17 protein-coding genes and 3 pseudogenes are annotated in these 21,976 nt (G+C 40.2%); 13 read left to right on the top strand and 7 right to left on the bottom strand.

The features are described 5' to 3' along the window. Positions 1–36 precede the first annotated feature (36 nt). Together BIV20_RS01335 and BIV20_RS01330 are read left to right on the top strand one after the other, a co-directional pair. Positions 37–720 (top strand): ABC transporter ATP-binding protein, encoded by a 684-nt coding sequence (locus tag BIV20_RS01335; RefSeq protein ID WP_075721494.1) that lies wholly within the window; start codon positions 37–39, stop codon positions 718–720. Beyond that, on the top strand, positions 717–3,476 hold the full coding sequence (locus BIV20_RS01330; protein ID WP_075721495.1) for an ABC transporter permease: 2,760 nt from the start codon (positions 717–719) through the stop codon (positions 3,474–3,476). Before BIV20_RS01335 ends, BIV20_RS01330 begins: the two co-directional genes overlap by 4 nt. 62 nt (positions 3,477–3,538) lie before the next feature. On the opposite strand, the gene BIV20_RS01325 is transcribed toward BIV20_RS01330, so the two are convergent. The 3 genes from BIV20_RS01325 to BIV20_RS01315 are packed head-to-tail and all read right to left on the bottom strand — an operon-like array spanning position 3,539 to position 8,314. After that, a complete protein-coding gene (locus tag BIV20_RS01325) occupies positions 3,539–5,599 on the bottom strand; it encodes a transglycosylase domain-containing protein (RefSeq protein WP_075721496.1) in 2,061 nt (686 codons plus the stop codon). Positions 5,600–5,613: 14 nt separating this feature from the next. Beyond that, positions 5,614–7,248 (bottom strand): ATP-binding protein, encoded by a 1,635-nt coding sequence (locus tag BIV20_RS01320; RefSeq protein WP_075721497.1) that lies wholly within the window; start codon positions 7,246–7,248, stop codon positions 5,614–5,616. 19 nt (positions 7,249–7,267) lie between these two features. After that, positions 7,268–8,314, bottom strand: a complete 1,047-nt coding sequence (locus BIV20_RS01315) for a metallophosphoesterase family protein (protein ID WP_075721498.1) — start codon at positions 8,312–8,314, stop codon at positions 7,268–7,270. A 140-nt stretch (positions 8,315–8,454) separates the two neighbouring features. Between BIV20_RS01315 and BIV20_RS01310 the strand changes: the two genes are divergently transcribed. From BIV20_RS01310 to BIV20_RS01270, 9 genes and pseudogenes are all read left to right on the top strand, one after another. Continuing rightward, positions 8,455–9,423 (top strand): polysaccharide deacetylase family protein, encoded by a 969-nt coding sequence (locus tag BIV20_RS01310; RefSeq protein WP_075721499.1) that lies wholly within the window; start codon positions 8,455–8,457, stop codon positions 9,421–9,423. 20 nt (positions 9,424–9,443) lie between these two features. After that, entirely contained in the window at positions 9,444–9,674 is a 231-nt protein-coding gene (locus tag BIV20_RS01305; RefSeq protein ID WP_330554382.1) for a hypothetical protein, read from the top strand. 179 nt (positions 9,675–9,853) lie between these two features. After that, complete coding sequence (locus tag BIV20_RS01300) at positions 9,854–10,690, top strand: DUF6040 family protein (protein ID WP_242939862.1); 837 nt, start codon at positions 9,854–9,856, stop codon at positions 10,688–10,690. Between the two features lie 82 nt (positions 10,691–10,772). Further along, positions 10,773–11,366 carry a type IV toxin-antitoxin system AbiEi family antitoxin domain-containing protein gene (locus BIV20_RS01295; protein ID WP_075721500.1) on the top strand — a complete coding sequence of 198 codons (594 nt, stop codon included), beginning with the start codon at positions 10,773–10,775 and terminating at the stop codon, positions 11,364–11,366. Next, positions 11,367–12,224, top strand: a pseudogene (locus BIV20_RS01290) (nucleotidyl transferase AbiEii/AbiGii toxin family protein). Between the two features lie 2 nt (positions 12,225–12,226). Beyond that, positions 12,227–12,913: a response regulator transcription factor gene (locus BIV20_RS01285; RefSeq protein ID WP_075721501.1), complete on the top strand. Its 687-nt coding sequence runs from the start codon at positions 12,227–12,229 to the stop codon at positions 12,911–12,913. Between the two features lie 8 nt (positions 12,914–12,921). Beyond that, positions 12,922–13,959, top strand: coding sequence for a sensor histidine kinase (locus BIV20_RS01280; protein ID WP_075721502.1), 1,038 nt, complete (start codon positions 12,922–12,924; stop codon positions 13,957–13,959). Positions 13,960–14,065: 106 nt separating this feature from the next. Beyond that, entirely contained in the window at positions 14,066–14,749 is a 684-nt protein-coding gene (locus tag BIV20_RS01275) for an ABC transporter ATP-binding protein (RefSeq protein ID WP_075721503.1), read from the top strand. Then, entirely contained in the window at positions 14,746–16,554 is a 1,809-nt protein-coding gene (locus BIV20_RS01270) for an ABC transporter permease (protein WP_075721504.1), read from the top strand. Before BIV20_RS01275 ends, BIV20_RS01270 begins: the two co-directional genes overlap by 4 nt. Positions 16,555–16,730: 176 nt before the next feature. Here BIV20_RS01270 and BIV20_RS01265 read toward each other — a convergent pair. Next, positions 16,731–16,969: pseudogene (locus BIV20_RS01265) on the bottom strand (DUF6061 family protein). Positions 16,970–17,281: 312 nt separating this feature from the next. Between BIV20_RS01265 and BIV20_RS01260 the strand changes: the two are divergent. Together BIV20_RS01260 and BIV20_RS01255 are read left to right on the top strand one after the other, a co-directional pair. Continuing rightward, a complete protein-coding gene (locus BIV20_RS01260) occupies positions 17,282–17,797 on the top strand; it encodes a GNAT family N-acetyltransferase (protein ID WP_075721505.1) in 516 nt (171 codons plus the stop codon). Positions 17,798–17,815: 18 nt separating this feature from the next. Next, positions 17,816–18,256, top strand: coding sequence for a 4Fe-4S double cluster binding domain-containing protein (locus tag BIV20_RS01255; RefSeq protein WP_075721506.1), 441 nt, complete (start codon positions 17,816–17,818; stop codon positions 18,254–18,256). Between the two features lie 32 nt (positions 18,257–18,288). On the opposite strand, the gene BIV20_RS01250 is transcribed toward BIV20_RS01255, so the two are convergent. From BIV20_RS01250 to BIV20_RS01235, 3 genes and pseudogenes are all read right to left on the bottom strand, one after another. After that, positions 18,289–19,272, bottom strand: a complete 984-nt coding sequence (locus tag BIV20_RS01250) for a helix-turn-helix transcriptional regulator (RefSeq protein WP_075721507.1) — start codon at positions 19,270–19,272, stop codon at positions 18,289–18,291. After that, positions 19,256–21,184, bottom strand: a pseudogene (locus BIV20_RS01245) (endonuclease MutS2). Before BIV20_RS01245 ends, BIV20_RS01250 begins: the two are co-directional and overlap by 17 nt. 340 nt (positions 21,185–21,524) lie before the next feature. After that, positions 21,525–21,968, bottom strand: coding sequence for a GNAT family N-acetyltransferase (locus BIV20_RS01235; RefSeq protein WP_075721508.1), 444 nt, complete (start codon positions 21,966–21,968; stop codon positions 21,525–21,527). Between the last annotated feature and the right edge of the window lie 8 nt (positions 21,969–21,976).

Below are 21,976 nucleotides of genomic sequence, written 5' to 3'. Positions count from 1 at the left end.
ATACTGTTTCTATCAAAAAGAAAGAGGAGAATTTTTATGGAAATTTTAAGAGTCGAAGACCTTACTAAAGTCTATGGTACCGGTGAAAATCAGGTTACCGCATTGAATCACGTTTCTTTTTCTGTAGAAAAGGGAGAATTTGTTGCAATTATTGGTCCCTCGGGTTCAGGAAAATCTACTCTGCTGCATATGTTAGGCGGCGTAGACACTCCTACCTCAGGCAAGGTATTTCTGGAAGGCACCGATGTCTATGCCCAAAACGAAAAACAGCTTGCTATTTTTCGCCGTCGCCAGGTGGGTCTGATTTACCAGTTCTACAATTTGATTCCGGTTTTAAATGTGACAGAGAACATGACCCTTCCGGTTCTCATGGATGGAAGAAAAGTAAACGAGGAACGCCTCAAGGAACTTTTACACATCCTTTCTCTGGAAGGCCGTGAAAATCACCTTCCAAACCAGCTTTCCGGTGGACAACAACAACGTGTCTCCATTGGTAGAGCCTTAATGAATGCTCCTTCTGTGGTTCTTGCCGATGAACCTACAGGAAATCTGGATTCCAAAAATAGTCAGGAAATCGTGGAACTTCTGAAATATTCTAACGAGAAATACAAACAAACCCTGATTATGATTACTCATGACGAAAATATCGCTCTTCAGGCAAATCGTATTATTGCCATTGAAGACGGAAAAATCACCAGAGATGAGGTGATTCGCTCATGAATATTTTCCAAAAAGTTACACGAAAAAATCTAAAAGAAAACCGTACCCGTACATTAGTTACTATTATCGGAATTCTTTTATCTGCAGCAATGTTTACAGCCGTTACTGTCAGTATTTCCTCTTTACGACAGTATTTGATTTCTCATGCCATTTATACGGATGGTAGCTGGCATGGCGCACTGTACAATCTAACGGAAGATGAAACAAAAGAAATCACCGAAGACAATCAGGTATCTGATGCTGTTCTTATGAAACGTATTGGATTTGCGGAACTGGAAAATTCCCAGAATTCCTATAAACCATATCTGTGTGTTTATAGTGTCACAGAAAACTTTACTGATTTGATGCCGATTCATCTGACTTCCGGACGCCTGCCAAAAAACAACAGTGAAATCCTTCTTCCGGAACACCTGAATACCAATGGCGGTATTGTATATGACTTAAATGTTACCATTTCCCTTGCACTTGGAAAAAGAATGGATTCCACCGGACATGAATTAGATAACCACATGGAATATTACACAGACGAAGACGGTACAGGAACAGAGGAAATTACAGATACCACTCCTTATACCTATACGGTAGTTGGCTTCTATGAACGCCCTACCTTTGAAAAGTATTCTGCTCCCGGCTATACCGCTCTGACAATTTCCGATACCACCGCCAATGGCTTTTACGATATTTATTTCTGTACCAATGAGATAACAGATGCTTTTTCCTATTTGGATACTACTATTACACATTTTGATGAAACCAGTGGAACCCTAAATAATAGTTTGTTGCGACTTTATACAAGTTCCGGAGAGCGCACCTATAACGCTGTGGTATACAGTCTTGGAACCATTTTAATCTGTATTATTGCCTTTGGCTCTATTTCACTGATTTACAACGCTTTTTCTATTTCCGTCAGTGAACGCACCAAACAGTTTGGCCTGCTTTCTTCCATCGGAGCCACCAAGCAACAGCTTACCTCCAGCATTCTGTATGAAGCGTTTTGTTTAAGTATGATTGGCATCCCGCTAGGTATTCTTTGCGGTATTATTGGAATCGGAATTACCTTTCATTTTACCGGAGATATTATTGCAAAATATCTCTACGCCGACAGTGGAGTAACACTTTCTCTACACGCTTCCGTTCCGGCACTTTTGATTGCGGTTTTAGTCTCATTGGTCACTATTTTGATTTCTGCCTGGCTTCCGGCTAGACGTGCCACGAAATGTTCTGCCATCCAGGCCATCCGTCAGAATAAGGATATTGCAATTCTTCCCGGAAAAGTTAAGACTTCAAAGCTCACTCAGAAACTCTTTGGATTTGAAGGAGTACTGGCAACCAAAAACTATAAACGTAACCGGAAAAAGTACCGCGCTACTGTAATTTCTCTTTTCTTAAGCATTGTACTTTTTATTTCCGCCAGCAGCTTTTGTGCCTACCTGGCAAAATCTACGGACAGCGTTTTTAACGATTATGGATATGATATTTCCTATTCTCTTTCGAAAGATGAGTGCAGTAAGCTAAACACCTTGATGGAAGAACTTTCTGATGTATCCGGTATTACCTCCGCTTCCTACAAGTGCAATATTGGGTTTGACGGCACTGTAAACTCGTCTTCCTTAACGCAGGACTATAAGGACTATGCCCAGCTAAATTGCATTACAAGTGATATTTCCTATTCAGAAAGAGAGCGCACCCTTTTCAAAATCGAACTTCACTTTATAGAGGATGATGCTTTTCGGGACTATTTGAATTCCCATAATCTTTCTGAAGATGACTATTTCAATTCGGACCAACCTACTGCCATTGCATTAAACACTATACACTCTTATAATTCGCAGGACTCAAGATACTATACTTTTCCTATTTTTTCCACTGTGGAGAACTCTGACATCATTGTCTATCTCCAGCGTGAAAAAGATGGATATGAAGATTATGGATATAGTATGAACGAAAACGGAGAAATCGTGGCTTCCTATAGATATAACACAGAAGACTCCGAGGATGGGTGGCTAGATCTTCCCCCGGAAGAATGCAGTTTGATGCTTCCGTTGCATGTTGGTACTGCTGTGGCAGATTTACCGGAAATGACTGACTTTAGCTATGACTACATTAATTTAGTCTACCCTTACAGTATGGTCGATTATGTATTTTCCGACTTAGAAGACGGTGTTGTCTACCGTGGACTTCCGGAAGAACGCCCTTTAAGCGCTCATCTATGGACTTCTCTCACATTTTGCTGTGAAGATCACATGCAGGCAATGGCTAATATATCAAAAATTCTTTCTAACCATGGTCTGCCTACGGACGCACTGACAGACTATGCCGCCGACCAGGAACAGGAACGCGCCATCATCACGGTAGTTAATATTTTTTCTTATGGATTTATTACCTTGATTTCCTTAATTGCGGCTGCAAATGTATTTAATACCATTTCCACCAATATGAACCTTAGGAAACGAGAATTTGCTATGTTAAAATCCATTGGCATGACTCCTGACGATTTTCAGAAAATGTTGAACTTTGAGTGCCTCCTCTATGGATTCAAGGGACTTCTCTATGGACTTCCCGTATCCATCTTGGTTACCTGGTGTATCTACCATTCTGTATCCAATGGTTTGGATATGAGTTTCTTCATTCCATGGTACAGTATTGTAATTGCTGTGGGAAGCGTGTTTGTTGTAGTATTTGCTACTATGCTGTATTCCACGAGAAAGATTAAAAAAGAAAATATTATGGATACTTTGAAGAACGAAAATATATAGAATATTCTATAACGCAAAAAGACGTGTACCTGTGAAATAACCTCACGGGTACACGTCTTCTTTTAAGGTGTCTGCTCTGTTCCTTCCAGCTCCTGCTGTATACTATCCAAATACTCCTGGTCGTTCAAGTCCTGCTTATTTTCATCAATGTATGGATTAAAGTTCACCGGTGTCAATCCCTGATGTATCTGCTCCATAAAGGTCTTCCAGATACTTCCCGGATAACTTGATCCTGATAGCCCAGGCAATTCCTTTGGCATATCATATCCAACCCATACGCAGGTAGTGTAATAACTGGTATAACCGGCAAACCAGCCGTCTTTGTTATCGTTTGTAGTTCCCGTCTTTCCGGCACATGGCATATTTTCCAATGCCAAGCCTTTTCCGGTTCCTTCCTGCATAACACTTACCATCATATCCGTCATCATACGAGTCGCATTTACCTTGTAGACCTGCTTCTCTTCCATCTGATTCTCATACAGTATTACGCCATCTGCATCTGTAATTTTTGTAATACAAGTCGGCTCTCTATACTTTCCTTCGTTTTCTAAGGCTGCATAAGCCGCTGTCATTTCTATTGGCGATACTCCGTTGGTAAAGCCACCTAACGCACTGGTAAGTCTTGCATCCTGCGCGTCCAATCTGGAAAATTTCATCTCTTTTAAGTAGGACAAACCAACTTCCGGCGTCAATTCCTCTAACAGCTTCCATGCTACGGTGTTTTTCGATTTTTCTACGGCATACCGCAGTGTAATATCGCCTTCATAGTAATCTCCCGCATTGGAAGGGCCGTCCTCTATCTTCTCATCCGATACAATGGAATCCGGTGTATATTGGCGCTCCAATGCCGGTGTATACACAATTAAAGGCTTAATAGCACTACCCGGTTGACGAAAACTCTGATATGCACGATTCAGCGTATATCCCGGCAGATTCTGATTTCTTCCACCTACAATTGCTTTTACATAACCGGTATGATTGTCAATACACACCGCTGCCCCCTGCAAGGTATAGATTCCTTCTGCACTCTGCTCTGTGAACTCTGCCAAATTAGAATCCACCGCATCCTGAAGTTGCTGTTGCATGTTTAAGTCTATGGAAGTATAAATCCGATACCCTTTGGTATACAGACTCTTTTGGCACTCTTCATAAGCTATTTTATAATTCGCATCATAGGTCTGTTTTTCTTCCTCACTAGCAAATTCTGTTTTAAATTCAAATCCTTCCTGCGCCATGATTGCCTTTATTGCACAGTTATAAACATACGTTTCTACATAGTCATTTTTCGTTTTTTGCGCACGATTTAGGGTAATGGTCTCCGCCATCGCCTCATCATATGTTTGCTGACTTATTTTCCCATCCTCTAACATATTAGAGAGAATCCGGTCGCGACGTTTTATGGTATTTTCCGAATGTTCCACCGGGCCGTACAACGTAGGATTATTTGGAATCGCACATAAAAATGCAATCTGGGAAAGGGATAGATTCTTAACATCTGTATTAAAATATCCGATACTTGCGGCCTGAATTCCATAATACCCATTTCCAAAATAAATATTATTCATATAAAATTCCAGAATCTTATCCTTGCTGTATATCTTTTCTAACTCTACAGCAATGAACATTTCCTCTACCTTACGTTCCCACTTTACGTCCTGATTTAGAAAAACATTTCGTGCCAACTGCTGGGTAATGGTACTTCCACCCTGGGTTACCTCGCCATTTTCAATCATAGCTTTTGCCGCACGCAAAATTGCCTTTATGTCTATTCCATTATGACGATAAAACTTCTTATCCTCGATACTGACCATGGCAGCAGTGGCATAAGCCGGAATCTCATCAAATTCCAGATAATACACATCCTTTTCCCCTTTCAGGGTAGATATCTGCTGCCCATTTGCATCATATACCACACTGGTCTGTACCGAACGAAACGTACTCTCATCCGACTGACTCACCAGACGCTTCGCATCTGCCTGTAATTCACTTACTTTCTGGGCATATCCGCCAAAATAATATACCCCAAGTGCACCTGCTACTATCAGTAACAGCAACAACTGTATTTTTGCAAAAAACCAGAATACACGGTATTTCTTTTTCTGTTTCTTTTTCCGCTTACTCATATCTAGCCTCATTCCTATATGTTTTGTAACAGAATCCTTCCGTATGGTATGCCATTTCGCTCAAGCAATTCCATCTCACGCTTCTGACAAGTGAAGAGGAATATCTGCTCCTTCTGTGTAGCTAACCACTTCAATGTACTTTCCAAACGTTTTTCATCAAAGGAGACAAATGCCTCATCCAATAACACCGGCAAAGACTCCTCTTGGGTAAGAAATCTTCCTGTTCCCAACCGCAATGCCAGGTACATCTGGTCCATGGTTCCACGACTTAGTTGCCATGGATAGAGACTTCTTCCCTCCTGATATACTACCAGATTCATGTCATCATCTAATGTAATTCGGTCATATTTCCCACCTGTAAGAAAATAGAGAATTCCGGATATTTCACCTTCCAGCTGTTCCCTGGTATCCTCATACACATTTTCGGATATTTTTTGCAACATATTAAGTGCCAATTCACAGGCTGCAATCTGACGCTCCAGCTCCTGCTCCTTTTCGCTCTTCTTTCCGGTTTCTTCTATTTCCTCTTCCAGATTTGCAAGCAAGGAACACTTTTCCAGCTTTTGCTGTTTGAGCATATGCACCACTGCCTGCTTCTTTGCCCATTCTTTCTCTGCATTTTCTTCTTTCTTTTCCCGAAATCCTCTGCTTTCTTCTTCTTTTTCACGCATTTCCTTGCGCAGGGAATTCTCTTTCTTTCGAAAATAGAAAATTCCCACTATCCCGGCAATTACCAGCAATATTTCTACCACAAAAAGAGGGCTTATTGCTGCCGCTAATCCTCTTCCTGCAATTCTGCTTCCTGCTCCTATTGCAGCTAACAGTGTTACCACACTGGCAACTCCCTTTCTTCTGCGATACCGGATTTCCTGTCGTTCTTCCTGTTCCTGCTGCAAAAGTTCTGCCATCTGATTTGCTTCATTTTCCACAGGTATCTCTTCTATATCCTGCCACAATTCTTCCGTCTGATATCCTTCAGCTTTTAACTGTTCTAACTGTTGCTCTAACTGTTGTAAATCCTTCTGTGCAATATCCTGGGCAAGCTGTAACTTTTCACAAGCGCTTTTGCGTTCTTCCCACGCTTTGCGATAACTTTGTTCCAACTCCTTCTGCTTGGATTTTAACTTTTTCTGCGCACCGGTAAGATTCACATCTCCATCTCCAGTATGTGATGCATTCACAAAATAATTCTGAAGAATACCAGCAAATTCTTTTCCGGTTTCCACCGCCGCCTGACGAATGCAATATGTATTTTCATAAGTACTTTTCTTCATGCCGCCTAACAGCATTTCCATATCTCCATGGTTAACTGAAAGTTCTTCCCCATCCTGCTCATTACGCAGTGTTGCCGTTTTTTCCTTATGATAGAAATTACGTTCTATCCGAAAACTCTTTCCATCCACTTCAAAGCGCATAGAACCGGTATAATAAGAGCTACTGTTCCATGGTTCATACTGCTGATAGCTGTCATTTTTCCCGGACTTTCCACGTTGTTTTTCCATTCCAAAAAGCATCCCGGTAATAAACTGATGAAGGGTAGACTTTCCACTTTCATTATAGCCATATACAATGTTTAATCCTGGCTGTGGCATTATTTTCTTCTGATGAAACTGTCCAAAATTATCAATCTGAAGTTCTGTAATCTTCATAATATATTCCTCTTATTAACTACCTTTCCATTAATGCTTCCACGCCATAATACAGTGCCAGCTTTGCCACTTCATCCTGCGGCAGCTGCTCCATGGCGTGAATATATTTTCCAATCAACTGTTGACTATACTGTTGTTTCAACTGTTCAAAATCATAATCCGGACGGCACTGGTTCACCACCTGAATGACACGTTCCAAGTTCTCTAACCGTTCCGTTTCTAACGGTGCACTTCCATCATAAAATCCGGTAAGCATTACTTTAAAAATCATATATTCCGGTGCCTGTGCCAATCTCTGTTTGATGAATTCTTCCAATGCCCCATTGGTAATATCGCTGATTACCTTCAAATTCATGACGGCATATTCACAGTAATTCAGTGGACGAAATTCCACCTGACATCTTTCCTCACTTAAGTCGCCCATGAAAAATCCATGTGAACCGGTATCATTACAGTCTACCGGCTGTAATGCACCTGCCATTACCACTCTGTTTTCCACATACTGCATCGGCTTATGAATATGTCCACATGCCACATAATCAAACCCCATTTTCAGAAAGTTCTCTGCCCGAAATGGTATATGCTTCTCGTCTCCACCATGTGCCAGCAAAATATTCAAAAAGCTACCTTCCTCTACGTTAATCTCTTCATACAACGCTTCCGGCAATTCTCTCTGCCAGTAACTTAATCCATACACTCTGGTTCGCAGCATAGGAAGCTCCACATACTGCATCGTTTCTTTTTTCAAAAAATGTACGTTTTCTGCCCAATGAAACGTCCGATAATAAGAATCCGGACTGATAAAGTCATGATTTCCCGCAATCAATACTACCTGCGTATGAGAAAGTGTGGAAAACTGATAATTTACTTCTTTCAATTCCCGCTGTAATGGTTGCCGATGGAACAAATCCCCGGCAATTAACAGTAAATCCACCTGTTCTTCCTCTGCTGTAGCAATCACCTGTGCCAACGCCTGCCAACTATGATTTTTCCTTTCTTCTGCCCAGGGCTTGTCCTTATCCGGTGCCGCCCCTAAATGTACATCTGCTATATGAATAAATTTCATATCCTTCTCCTATTTTTGTATTTTATCTGCTTTTTCTATTTTACACTGTCCAGGGTAATTATACAAGAATACCTTGCAAATCTCATTGTCATTCGATATACTAAAATCTGGTTATAATCAGCATATAAAGGAGATTTTTCATGAAAAAAATACCAGTAATTTTATTATCACTATTACTTGTAAGCCTGCTTATTCTGGGTGGTCTTTTCTTTTTTACATATAGCCGGAAAGAATCTGACGCAAAAGCAGAAAACAAAACTTTGCAATCCAACATTGCTTCCTTACAGGAACAATTACAGCAAAAGGAAGATTTCATTTCGGGGCAAGAAGAATATATTAACGAACTAACCACACAACTTGCCGACTGCCAGACTACTACTGACTCCGAAGAAGAAGAGGATGAGGACGATGAGGATAACACCTCTTCCGGTTATGAAAAAAAATATCCGGATCTTTATGCCGGAGCCACATACTCTGAGGATGGAGACTCTTCTGATTTAAAGGTCTATTTGACCTTTGATGACGGGCCTTCCGACCTGACCCCAGAAGTTTTGGACCTCTTAGACAAATATGATGCAAAGGCAACCTTCTTTGTGGTATATACTGACAACGAAGAATATACCTCTTATTTGAAGGAAATTGTAGAACGAGGACATACCCTTGCGCTCCACTCTTATAGCCATGACTATGATAAAATCTACAAATCTGTAGATGCCTTTTTATCAGACTTTGAAACGGTTTATAACTGGGTTTATGAAGAAACCGGTGTACGCCCTACTCTATTCCGTTTCCCCGGTGGTAGCACTAACGGCAAAAAATCTGTAGTAAATGATATTATTGCCGAAATGGAGCGTCGTGGCTTTATCTACTATGATTGGAATGTCAGCTCCGGAGACGGTAGCAACCTCACTACCACAGAAAATATTCTGGAAAATGTCTGCACTAACGTTGGTAGCTTCGACCAGCCGGTTGTCCTAATGCACGATGGTGTCGGAAAAAATGCAACCTTAAAGGCACTTCCAACTCTTTTGGAGACCCTTGCAGAAGAGGGCTATGAATTCTGCTCACTAGATGAAAACTTAACCCCTATACAATACAAACGAAAATAATTTTGAAAGGACGAACGGTTATGGGAATGAATCCAATGCAACTATTTCAGGTAATGAATGCATGGAAGAAATTTACTTCCAACCACCCCAAATTTCCTAAATTCCTTCAGGCAGTTTCCAGTGAGGGAATCAAGGAAGATACCATTATCGAAATCAATGTAACAACTCCGGAAGGAAAAAATTATTGCTCTAATTTAAAAGTTACACAATCCGATTTGGAATTATTTCAGCAATTAAAAAATATGCAGTAAAATTTCTACTGCATCATAATGTAGACAAAGTATGTTTATTAAATGAGTTGATGTATATTAATGAAAAAATATACATCAGCTTATTTTTATGTTATCATTGATGGTAAAAGAAAAATTTATATTTTATGAATTTGTCGGTATGTAAATTCAAATTTTATGAAAGAGGAGATGGGGAATAAATGGCGTTTTATCATGCTTCACAGGTGAAAGATATAAAGGAATTAGAACCGAGAGTTTCAAATCATAATATTCCATTAGTCTATTTTTCGGATAAAAGAGAAAATGTACTTGTATATTTAAGCAATGCTGTTGAAAAGGTATGTAAAGAAGCAAAGTTTGAATATGACGGATTGTGGTACAAGTGGGGACCTTATGGATTTGGTAAAGTAGCTGTTGAGAAAAAAGTGCCTTATGAGAAATGCGAAAAATGTGACCGTACTGCTTACCAGAAAGCAAAAGAAAAATGCGATAACCGTAAAAGTCAGTTGGAAAAGAAATATAAAAATATGACGGTTGGTTATGAAAGTATCCTGTTCCTGCTGGCATGGTACAGCATAACAACAACATTGTTTACTGCTATTCTTTCGCCGGTTTTCCTTAACGACTGTAGCACCTTTTTCGGTGCGTTAGGAAAAGGAATGGGAAGTTTGTTTCGGGAGTTTGTCATAGGGGCAGATTCTTTCGGACAGTTAAGCAGTGGAATACCTAACCGTATCCTTTCCGGGATTATGTACTGGCTGATTGCTGGTGCTGTTATTGCAATTTTATTCGTAATAACCGGATTACTGATAATCGGAATTGGTTATCAGGTAGGAAAAATCTACCGGAAATATTGCTGGGATATCATCAGCATTATGGTGGCGATAACGAGTACAGTTATTACAATTTATTTTGGTGGTTGGATAAAATCTATTATTCCTATAAATCTCATCACGCTGTTGCTACTGGTGCATGTGGTTTATATTGGAATTCGATGCTATGTGAAAGAATGGCTGGAAGAACGAGGATATTTTTAAAATTTAATTTGTTCATTGGTGCTATTTATATTTACTTTCATGCTAATATGTATTATCATATTAGCATGAAAGGAGATGGTATATGACTCAATTTGAAAAATTAGATTTGTTGTTGCGTGAATGTGGGGGGACAATTCAGACATTTCAAGTTCTAAATAATGGAATTAGTAAGTCTGTGTTTTATGCATATGTGAAGGAACGAGGATTAGAGCAAGCTTCTCATGGTGTGTATGTATCACCTGATACGTGGACAGATGCGATGTACCTTTTGCATTTACGTTGTGGTCAAGCTGTATTTTCTCACGAAACTGCATTGTTTTTTCATGACTTAACGGATAGAGAGCCTTTGAAATACACCATAACAGTAAGAACTGGATATAATCCAAGTCGTTTGCAGGAAGACGGTTTTCAAGTGTATACAGTAAAAAAGGATTTACATGAAATAGGGATCACAACTATGCAGACATCATTCGGACATTCAGTTCCGGTTTATGATATGGAGAGAACGATTTGTGATCTGCTTCGTAGCAGGAAAAATATTGAAATGCAGGTCTTTCAAGATGCATTGAAGCAATATGCAAAACGTAAGGATAAAAACTTACGGATGCTTATGAAATACGCTGCTATATTTCATGTTGAAAAGATACTAAGACCATATTTGGAGGTGTTACTTTAGATGATAACAACGGCAAGACAATTAAAGGATTTGATTCGTAATCTGTCAAAGAAAAAATCCGCAGATGCACAGATTTTGATGCGGAATTATATGATGGAACGTTTTTAAGAACGAATTTCTTTATCAGAGTATAAAAATCAGTTTACATTAAAAGGTGGAATGCTGGTGGCGGCAATGGTTGGTCTGGATGCCAGAGCTACTATGGATCTGGATGCTACCATAAAAGGCACTAATGTTAGTGTGGAGGATGTGGAGATGATTATATCCCAAATTATTTCAATCCCCCTGGACGATGGTGTTTCGTTTCGGATCAAACGGATATCGGAAATCATGGAAGAAGCAGATTATCCGGGTGTTCGTGTAAACATGGAAACGAAATTTGATGGAGTAATCACACCATTAAAGATTGATATTTCTACAGGAGATATCATTACACCAAGAGAAATCAAGTACAACTTTAATCTTATGCTTGAAGATCGCACAATTGAGGTATGGGCATATAATCTGGAAACGGTATTGGCTGAAAAACTGGAAACTGTTATTAGCCGAAATGTTACCAATACACGCATGAGAGATTTTTATGATATCTATATTTTACAAAAACTGTATGGGGAGCAACTTTCAAAAGATGTATTATGGGACGCACTTATTGCTACCACTAAGAAACGAGAAACGTTAGAACAGATAGAAACTGAAGACATAGATGAGGTTTTTGATGAGATTAAATCAAGCTCTGTTATGGAAAATCTATGGAAAGCTTATCAAAGAAATTATTCTTACGCTGCTGACATTCCATGGCATAACATTATGAAAACAATTCTAACACTTTATGAAGAGATACACAGAGAAAGGATTTGAAAATGAGTAAAATATTTCTTTTAGAAGATGACCTGAGTCTTATAAATGGTCTTTCATTTGCTTTCAAAAAGCAGGGCTTTGACACTTGCATTGCCAGAACACTGGTAGAAGCCTATGAACTATGGGCAGATGGAAAATATGACTTGCTGGTGTTGGATGTATCATTGCCGGATGGTTCAGGATTTGAATTTTGCAAGAAGGTACGACTTGCATCAAAGGTGCCTATCATCTTTCTTACTGCATCAGATGAAGAAACAAGTATCATTATGGGGTTGGATATTGGCGGAGATGACTATATCACGAAACCTTTCAAATTGGGCGTTCTCATTTCAAGAATCAACGCTCTGCTTCGCCGGGCAAATTCTTTTCAAGTAATAGATACAGAATTACAATCGAATGGTATGAAAGTTCTTTTGCTACAGGGACAGGTTTTCAAAAATGGGGCATTGATTGATCTGACCGCCGCAGAATATAAACTGTTGTGTCTGTTTATGCGAAACCCGAACATGATACTGACGAAAGCGCAAATTTTAGATAAGCTATGGGACTGTGATGGAAATTATATTGACAGTAGTACCCTTACGGTCTATATGCGTCGGCTGCGTATGAAGATTGAGGATAATCCCAGTGAACCGCAAATGCTCCTGACAGTTCGTGGCATGGGCTATAAATGGAATGTGATTGGGTGAGGTGGTGTATGAAAATATTTGCAAACGAGGAAGTAAAAAAATTATTTCTTGTATTATCACTCATTTTGATGGCATCTCTTCTGCTGACACAAGGTTTTTTATGGCTATGCTATCAGCGGTTTTCGTTATTTCTATTGCTTGTTGGTGTATTGGCAGGAGTTTCCATATTGGCAGTGTGCTGTTCCTATTTCAAAAAACAATATCAGATCATGGAGCAGGCAGTATCGCAGATCAATGCGTATCTTGACGGAAACCGCAATGCCCGTATTGAATGTGATTACGAGGGTGAACTGTATCGACTATTTCATTCTGTCAATTCTCTGACGGCTGTTTTAAACGCTCATGCAGATAACGAACTCCGGGAAAAGGAATTTTTGAAAAATACAATCTCTGATATTTCCCATCAACTGAAAACGCCGCTGGCAGCGCTGAACATTTATAACGGACTGCTCCAAGACGAGGATATAGAAGCATCCTCCGTGAAAGAATTTGCCGATTTGTCTGAGCAGGAGCTTGACCGTATCGAAACACTGGTTCAAAGTCTTCTAAAGATTACAAAGTTGGATGCAGGCTCCATTGTGATTGAGAAAAGTATGGAGAGCGTAGCTGATATGATGCAGGATGTTGAACTGCATTTTGCATATAGGGCCAAACAGGAACAGAAGGAAATCGTTCTGTCTGGAACAGAGGATATTTCACTCCTCTGTGACCGTGACTGGCTGATTGAAGCTATAGACAATATTGTAAAAAATGCGTTTGACCATACGGAAAGTGGTGCTGTAATTCGTATTGCGTGGAAGGCATTGCCATCAGGTGTTCAAATTGTGATAAAGGACAATGGATGTGGCATCCACCCAGAAGATATACATCATATTTTTAAGCGGTTTTATCGCAGCCGTTTTTCCAAGGACATGCAAGGGATTGGACTGGGGCTACCTCTGGCAAAGGCAATCGTTGAAGCACATAACGGCACCATTGAGGTTGACAGCGAATTAGGCATAGGGACAACTTTCGCAATGAATTTTCTGATTCCTACAAAATTGTAGGCTGGTTGTAGGCTTACAGTAATATTCAGGTGCTATTCTTTCAAACATAGACAGGACAGACAGCCTGCCTATGCGGTAAAATTATTCAGAAAGAGGTGTTTGCACTATGAACTTATTAGAGGTCAAAAATATAAGTAAGACCTATGGCAGCGGAGAAACTGCTGTCAAGGCGTTGAAAGATGTTAGCTTTTCTGTCCCCAAGGGCGAATATGTAGCAATCGTCGGGGAATCCGGTTCCGGTAAAAGTACGCTACTGAATATGATCGGTGCTTTGGACATGCCGACATCGGGCAAGGTACTGATTGATGGCAAGGACATTTTTTCCATGAATGATCGAAAACTGACCGTGTTCCGGCGCAGAAACATTGGCTTTATCTTTCAGGCATTCAACTTAATCCCGGAGTTGACAGTGGAGCAGAATATCATCTTCCCGGTGCTGCTGGATTACCAAAAGCCTGACAAGCGGTATTTGGAGGAACTGTTGACGGTGCTGAATTTGAAAGACCGTCGCAATCATTTGCCCAGTCAGCTTTCAGGAGGTCAACAGCAAAGAGTGGCGATTGGACGCGCCCTGTTTACGCGTCCTGCTCTGATTTTAGCAGATGAACCCACGGGAAATCTGGATACACAGAACACAAGCGAGGTCATTACCTTGCTGAAAGAAACATCCAGAAAATATGAGCAGACCATTGTGATGATTACGCACAGCAGAAGCGTCGCGCAGACGGCGGACAGAGTGTTGCAGGTATCGGACGGTCAGCTTACTGATTTGGGGAGGTGCCGTGAATGAAAAGCTATCTTAGTCTCATCTCTATTTCAGCAAAAGTTCACCGCCGTCAAAATCGCTTGACACTTCTTTGTATCGTTTTCGCCGTATTTATGGTAACGGCGGTATTCAGTATGGCGGAAATGGGTGCCCGGATGGAGTATTCGCGGTTGCTTGGAAAGCATGGTAAGTTGTCCATGGCAGATTTACTTGGAAGCTATATGGGACAATCGCTTCTGCTGGTCGCTTGTGCCCTGTTCCTACTGATCTTGATCGCAGGCGTTTTGATGATTTCCAGTAGCATGAACAGCACTGTTGCACAGCGAATCGAGTTCTTCGGAATGATGCGCTGTATCGGTATGAGCAAGCAGCAGATCGTTCGTTTCGTTCGGCTGGAGGCATTGAATTGGTGCAAGACAGCAGTTCCCATTGGCCTTGTGATGGGCATTGCTACAACATGGGGCCTGTGTGCAGCACTGCGCTTTCTGGTGGGCGAAGAATTTTCCTACATTCCGCTCTTTGGTATCAGTAACATTGGCATTGTCTGCGGTATCCTTGTAGGCGTTATTACGGTTCTGATTGCCGCAAATGCTCCTGCGAGGCGGGCTTCCAAAGTATCCCCCGTTGCGGCGGTTTCCGGAAATATCGGCAGTGAAAAAACGGTTCGCTATGCAGCTAACACCTGCTTCGGAAGGATTGAAACGATTCTTGGTATCAATCATGCTGTGTCTAAGAAGAAAAATCTGATTCTGATGACAGTCTCTTTTGCACTCAGCATCATTCTATTTTTGAGTTTTTCCGTGTTCATCGATTTAGTGAACTATTTAATGCCACAGTCTGTTGCCACATCAGATATTGACATTGCGAGTAATGATGGCAACACAATTCCAAATGATCTGCTTATTACGATTCAGGGGATGGATGGGGTAAAAGAGGTCTATGGGCGTCGGAGCGCGCTTGACCTTCCTGGTTCTCTTGACAATGATGCAAGTTCTTCCGATACTGTCGATTTGATTTCTTATGATGATTTCAATTTGCAAAGCCTGAGAAAGGACGGCAATCTGAAAAAAGGCAGCGATTTGGCAAAGGTCTACGGAAACAGCGGCTTCGTATTGGCTACATCCGATGCGGACAGCACATGGAAAATCGGTGATACGATCCAGATTCAAGGAGAAACTCTTACGATAGCCGGACTGCTGAAAAATGACCCGTTCAGCAGTGATGGCCTGACACATGGTAAAATAACGCTGATTTCTTCTAGTGATACCTTTGTCCGTCTGACCGGAGAAGAAAATTACGCACTTATTATGGTACAGACAACAAGTGGTGCGACGGACGAAGATGTTCAGGCAATTCAAACCGTTGCTGGAGAGACTTTCAATTTTCAGGATATGCGCGACGGTCATACATCAGGAACCTATACAGCCTTTGTGTTCTGCGTCTATGCGTTCCTGTCAATCATTGCGTTGGTGACGGTACTGAACATCGTCAATAGCATCTCCATGAGCGTATCGGCAAGGATGAAGCAGTATGGCGCGATGCGGGCTGTGGGAATGAATGAACGACAAGTGACGAAAATGATCGCTGCTGAAGCGGCAACTTACGCTGTGCTGGGGTGCGCTGTTGGCTGCATCATTGGGCTGCCGTTGAGCAAGTTGCTGTACGATTCCCTCATTGCTAGGCATTTTCCCTATGCCGTTTGGAATTTTCCAATAGGCTCTTTGATAATCATTCTTTTGTTTGTTTCACTTGCGGTAGTCGCAGCAATTCATGCTCCGGCGAAGCGCATCCGCAGTATGCCAATCACAGCAACGATCAATGAATTATAGTTTCATATTTTGGTCTACTGGACGACGGTAAAAGAAAAAACGTTGCAAAACGGGTAATTTGAAACGGCGGCTTTGAAAAAAATCAGAGCCGCTGTTTTTTTAAACTTATACAAATCTAAGATGTCTTTTTGGATACGGTAGCGATATGCAGTTAATATGGTATATCTATTTAGATATTAAAAGATTTCCAAAGAATCTTCAGCATCTACCCATATTTGCATATGCCATTAAGATACAGTCTTGCATATTCAAGTGGTTCATCAATGGCAAGTGCGTTCAATGCACAGTCTGATCCGGGTGTGGTTTTTAAATTCTTTTCTGCTTCCCAACAATCAATACGGAGCATATAGCTTGCACTGGTATAAACATCAATGCTGTTTTGTTTGGGATTGTACTCTGCAAATATTGTTCTCATCGTATCATATCTCCTTATCATTCAATCAATCATTTGTTACAAAAATCAGAATCAGAAGCATTTCAATCAGTTCACCATGTCACTTTTATTTTGTGTTATACTGTTTTATAGATTTTTCTTGCCCTTGTATTTTCCCTTATCAGAGTTCGTAAACGCTGGTGGGATGATATAACACAAGGGAAACAATAAGGGAAAGCTCATCTGCGACAAATCCATTGTTTTCAAGGGTTTACGGAGAATTTGATAGCAAAATATAACAGTTATTAAATCTCTTAAAACAGGTGAAATCTCAATCGGGATTTGGAGGAACAAATGAAAACGAAACGATTAAACATTAGACCTATAGAGGAAAATGATTGGAGTAGTATCCAAGCAATTTGGGAAGATTTTAATAAATCAGAATATGTTATTTATGACAATTTTAAGAATACAGATTCAGATGATGTCAAAAAAAGAATCGAAAAATGGGCAAATGCAACGCGGAGTGGAAAGGAACATATTTTCTTTGCAACCTGCCTTGGAAGTGAGGTTATAGGATTTACATCGCTTAATATTAGACCAGAAGGATATGAAATCGGCTATGGATTTCTTGACAAATATCAGGGAAACGGATATGCAAAAGAAAGCTTAGTAGCTATTTTAGATTATATGAAGGGAATTGGTGCTAAGAAAATATTTGCAGGAACAGCGTTGAAAAATTTGCCATCTGTTGGTTTGCTTAGTAGTCTAGGCTTTGAACTGACAGGAACGGAAGAAATATCTTTTCATAAAGATAACGATGGAAATGACATTTATTTTGAAGGTGGAATTTTTGAAAAGAAATTATAGTTTATAGTAGAGTTAAATTTGAAGTTTTGGTTGAGAATATGGAGAAAAATTTTATTTAGTGAGGACAGAGTAAATGAAAAAATTGTTGAAAAAATACAACAAATATTTAAGGGAACACCTGAAGTAATATATGGATATACAGATATTCATTATAGCGTTCTTTCAAGAGAATATAAATCTGCCTTGGTATTTGCTGTTCCATATGAAAAACAGCTTACTTTGGATAATTATACGGAAGAAGGATTTCATAAATGCCCGGAAAATTGCAAAAAATGTGTCGATGTTTGCCCACATAAAGTTCTGACAGATGTGAAGTGGAATATTAAGGAACTTCGAAGCAATCTGATAGATTACCATTTGTGCAATCAGAAAAGAAGTGCCTATATTGAAAAATACGGAAGAAAGAGTGCATGTGGTTTATGTATAGTAGTATGTCCTTTTGGTACTGAAAGCAATTAAGGACACCAATATTAAAAATGAAAGACGATTTTTTAATATTGCCCTAACAGTTCCTGCAAGAAACGTCTGTATTCCTGCTGTACTTTTTCCGGTGCCACAATCTTTGCTCCCATCCCAAGCCCCGACAGCCATCCAAAAAACTGAGGACTTACTACAACCTTTACGCGAACCAAGAAATGTGATTCATCCTTCTTTCGTAAAGCTACATCCTTTCCGAATCGGTCTATGACTACACCAATAAAACGATTTTCAAATTCTAATCGAAGGTCCTGTTCTTCACCGCCAAACATTCCAAAGGTCTTTTTGGCAAAGTTTGCCGTGTCGAAATGTTCAAAATGCTCCTGACCTACTCGCTTTTCCTCTGTCAATTCAATGGAAAGCATCTTATCTACACGATAATGCTTTACCATATCCGCATCTTCATCGTATCCTATGAGATAATAGTTTTCATCTGCCCATGTAAGCGCCCATGGACTGATACAATACTCCTCTCCACTTTTTTTCAGATGCATTTGCTTTTCTACTGTCCATTCAAAATATTGGAATGTTATCTTTACATCGTTTAAAATCCCCCCATGAATCTTGTCTACATTATAATAAATACTTTCGTTCATGGTCTTAATCCGATTTGCCACAAATACCTGTCGTTGCAGTTGCTGTGCCTCATACCGACTGGTAAGTCCCTCCAGCTTCTTAATTAACTCGGCAGACTTTCGCTCTGTAATAAATTTTGAAGCCTGTACTGCATCTACCAAAAGCTTCAGCTCCGGCAATTCAAAGCTATGACTTGCCAAATAATAACCGGAGGGAGACTCTTTTCGAAATACAATATCTAAACCATATACCCGTAGCGTTTCTATATCATCATAGATGCTCTTTCGCTCTGCCTGAATTCCATGTCCTTCCAGCATCTTGAGAATTTCCTGCATGGAAAGCACATGGGATTCATCCGTTCTTTCTAAGAACGCTTGCATGAGATATAAAATTTTCATTTTCTGATTATAGGATTTTGCCATGCATATCTTCCTTTTCTATATGAAGTTCTATTTCAGGCGCGTACTTGCGTTCCATCTGGTGCCTTGCCTTTCTCTGTTCTACTGTATCAAATATAATGGAAAAATCATAGTCCTCCGGGTATAATTCTGTGGCAGCCACATGCAATTTTACTCGTTTATGATTAATCCAGATTTTCTTATCCGGCAGTTGTACTCTTAATACTCCCTTTTCATTTACAGGTTCACAAACAATTCCAATTTTTTTATCCGGATATACCATGACACTGTCGCCCCGTTGAAACTTCTCTACCAGATTCTTTTCTGTCTTTGGCTCCTTTTTCTTTTTGATGCCGCTCACTTTTTCATGTTCTAATCCTTCTGACGCATCAATATCCAATATTGTTTTTTCTGCCGTTCCATAAGCAGCCTCGCTTGCACACTGTAACATATTTCCCGGCATGCCAAGCTTTTTGGCAATATAAAGTGCGCAGCTTTCTCCTGCTTTTCCGATTTCCAAACGATACAGTGGGCGAAGACTTTCTCTATCAAATGCCATTCTGGCATTGATAATTCCTTCTGTCCGCTCAGCATAATTTTTTACTTCCGGATAATGTGTCGTAACAAGATACAATGCCCCTGCCTTTCGTAATTCTTCTAAAATTGCAATGGCAATTCCCATTCCCTCTGTTGGATCTGTACCAGAACCAAGTTCATCCATAATTACAAGACTTTCTCGGTTTGCCTTTTTCAAAATATCCAACACATTTGTAATGTGTGCAGAAAAAGTAGACAGATTCTCCGATATATTTTGTCCATCTCCAATATCACACAGTATTTGATTGTTCATACAGATTTCTGCTTCCTCACAGGAAACATGCAGACCACATTGTGCCATGAAACAGTTCATTCCCACAGTCTTAATTGCCACTGTTTTTCCACCGGTATTTGGTCCGGTAATGATAACTCCTTGCACTCCATCTCCAAGTTCAAAGTTCAGCGGCACACAACTATCTTTTTCCATCAACGGATGTCTTCCATTCTTAATAGAAATTCTCCTGTCGGTTGTAATCTTCGGTTCTCCCCCCTGATACTCCATACTAATTTTTCCCTTGGCAAAAGCAAAGTCCAGCTTCTCAATGGTCCTCTGATTCGCCTCTAATATCTCTGCTCCATCTGCTAACATACCTGTTAGTGTATACAGTATTCTTCTTTCTTCATTTTCTTCTTCCAGTCTTTTTAAATCCAATTCCGCTGCATACTTCGCCACACCGGAGGGCTCTATAAAAAGCGTACTTCCTGTGGAAGACTGATCAATAACGCTACCTGGTATTTTGAACTTGTATTCCTATTTTACCGGCAAACATACGTGTCCATTTCTCATGGTAGAAAAACTGTCGGACATACAGTTTTTATTTGCCTTTAATATAGCATCTGCCTTTTCCCGCATTTTCTGTTCTAACCGCTCAATTTCTGTTCGGGCAGATTTTAACTCCTTGCTGGCATAGTCATCCACCTTGCCTCCGCGAATCATGCGGGCAATTTCTTCCCGCACCTCATCCATGGAATCCAAGTTTTCTTCGTAGTATGGAAGACTGATCTCTAACCGCTTTGCCCGGTCCAAATAATCTTTTAATCTTCTTACGGTTGTAAGCATGGCCCCAATCTGTTCTAACTGCTCTGCGGTAAGACAACCACCCTGCTCTGCCAATATCAGATATTCCTTTACCGAATTAAGATTCGTAAGAGGTGGATTTCCGGCATATTCTATGATTTTTCTTGCCTCGGTGGTTTGCCGTAAAGCTGCTGTCACTTCGTTTTCTGCCAATAATGGTTTTAACTCTCTGATTTTCTGTTTGGCACTGTCTGTATATGCCAGTTCTACTAATTTTTCCTTTAACTTATCTATTTCTAAAGTTTGTTCCATATTTGTCATTTTGCTTCTTCCTTCCTGTTGGTGGTATTTTTTCTATTTCCTTTCAGTCCTGTGAAGATTGCAAAAAACAAAAAAGAAGCTATGTCCTATGAAACGGCACACTGCTTCTATTTATATAAAATATAAGAAGTGTATGCTGTGTTAGGGTAGACTAATAACACCGATAAAACATATCGGTATCATAACGCAACTGTAATCGTTTTGTTGCAATCTCCTATTCTAACACTCCTAACATACACTTTCCTCGCTATTCTCTCATTTGTGTGGATGTATTCCACGTCTGGTTACACTATACTATAGATTGTGGTGCGATGTCAATGGGTTCTGCTTTAGCATTCACTCATTTTTCATAATACACCGACTCGGAGTCTCTATATTTTTCCTCAAAACCACATTTTATGTAAAAGGAATTGGTTCGTATATTCCAAACGGGTGTGTCCAACCGTATACAACAAACATCGGGGAATATATTCTCTACTAATTTCATCAGTTCCACTCCATAGCCTCTTCTATGATATTGTGGTGCAACAAAAATTCTTCCTACATACAACACACTCTTTTCCTTCCGGTCTCGAAATAAAAGTGCGCCACCGATTACCTCTCCATTGTTCAATAATGCATAAAGATTTCCGCTTTTCTGCATTCTGCTGTGCCACTGGATGGAGTCATAATCCGGCGGTCCGCCAATTTCGTCCGCTCTTACCTCTATATCCGTATCAAATGCAGCTTTGGATATTGCTACAAGTTCTTTTATCTGTTCTTTATTTGCTAATACTAATTCCATTTTTGCTC

The sequence above is a fragment of the Roseburia sp. 499 genome (genome assembly GCF_001940225.2).
Taxonomy (GTDB): Bacteria; Bacillota; Clostridia; order Lachnospirales; family Lachnospiraceae; genus Petralouisia.
Note: the sequence above shows the minus strand (reverse complement) of the source record. Positions and strands in the feature narration are given on the sequence as shown.

Excerpts from the sequence above, each read along its gene's own strand:
- BIV20_RS01335 (WP_075721494.1), top strand. The coding sequence starts at position 37 with ATGGAAATTTTAAGAGTCGAAGACCTTACTAAAGTCTATGGTACCGGT.
- BIV20_RS01330 (WP_075721495.1), top strand. The coding sequence starts at position 717 with ATGAATATTTTCCAAAAAGTTACACGAAAAAATCTAAAAGAAAACCGT.
- BIV20_RS01325 (WP_075721496.1), bottom strand. The coding sequence starts at position 5,599 with ATGAGTAAGCGGAAAAAGAAACAGAAAAAGAAATACCGTGTATTCTGG.
- BIV20_RS01320 (WP_075721497.1), bottom strand. The coding sequence starts at position 7,248 with ATGAAGATTACAGAACTTCAGATTGATAATTTTGGACAGTTTCATCAG.
- BIV20_RS01315 (WP_075721498.1), bottom strand. The coding sequence starts at position 8,314 with ATGAAATTTATTCATATAGCAGATGTACATTTAGGGGCGGCACCGGAT.
- BIV20_RS01310 (WP_075721499.1), top strand. The coding sequence starts at position 8,455 with ATGAAAAAAATACCAGTAATTTTATTATCACTATTACTTGTAAGCCTG.
- BIV20_RS01305 (WP_330554382.1), top strand. The coding sequence starts at position 9,444 with ATGGGAATGAATCCAATGCAACTATTTCAGGTAATGAATGCATGGAAG.
- BIV20_RS01300 (WP_242939862.1), top strand. The coding sequence starts at position 9,854 with ATGGCGTTTTATCATGCTTCACAGGTGAAAGATATAAAGGAATTAGAA.
- BIV20_RS01295 (WP_075721500.1), top strand. The coding sequence starts at position 10,773 with ATGACTCAATTTGAAAAATTAGATTTGTTGTTGCGTGAATGTGGGGGG.
- BIV20_RS01285 (WP_075721501.1), top strand. The coding sequence starts at position 12,227 with ATGAGTAAAATATTTCTTTTAGAAGATGACCTGAGTCTTATAAATGGT.
- BIV20_RS01280 (WP_075721502.1), top strand. The coding sequence starts at position 12,922 with ATGAAAATATTTGCAAACGAGGAAGTAAAAAAATTATTTCTTGTATTA.
- BIV20_RS01275 (WP_075721503.1), top strand. The coding sequence starts at position 14,066 with ATGAACTTATTAGAGGTCAAAAATATAAGTAAGACCTATGGCAGCGGA.
- BIV20_RS01270 (WP_075721504.1), top strand. The coding sequence starts at position 14,746 with ATGAAAAGCTATCTTAGTCTCATCTCTATTTCAGCAAAAGTTCACCGC.
- BIV20_RS01260 (WP_075721505.1), top strand. The coding sequence starts at position 17,282 with ATGAAAACGAAACGATTAAACATTAGACCTATAGAGGAAAATGATTGG.
- BIV20_RS01250 (WP_075721507.1), bottom strand. The coding sequence starts at position 19,272 with ATGGCAAAATCCTATAATCAGAAAATGAAAATTTTATATCTCATGCAA.
- BIV20_RS01235 (WP_075721508.1), bottom strand. The coding sequence starts at position 21,968 with ATGGAATTAGTATTAGCAAATAAAGAACAGATAAAAGAACTTGTAGCA.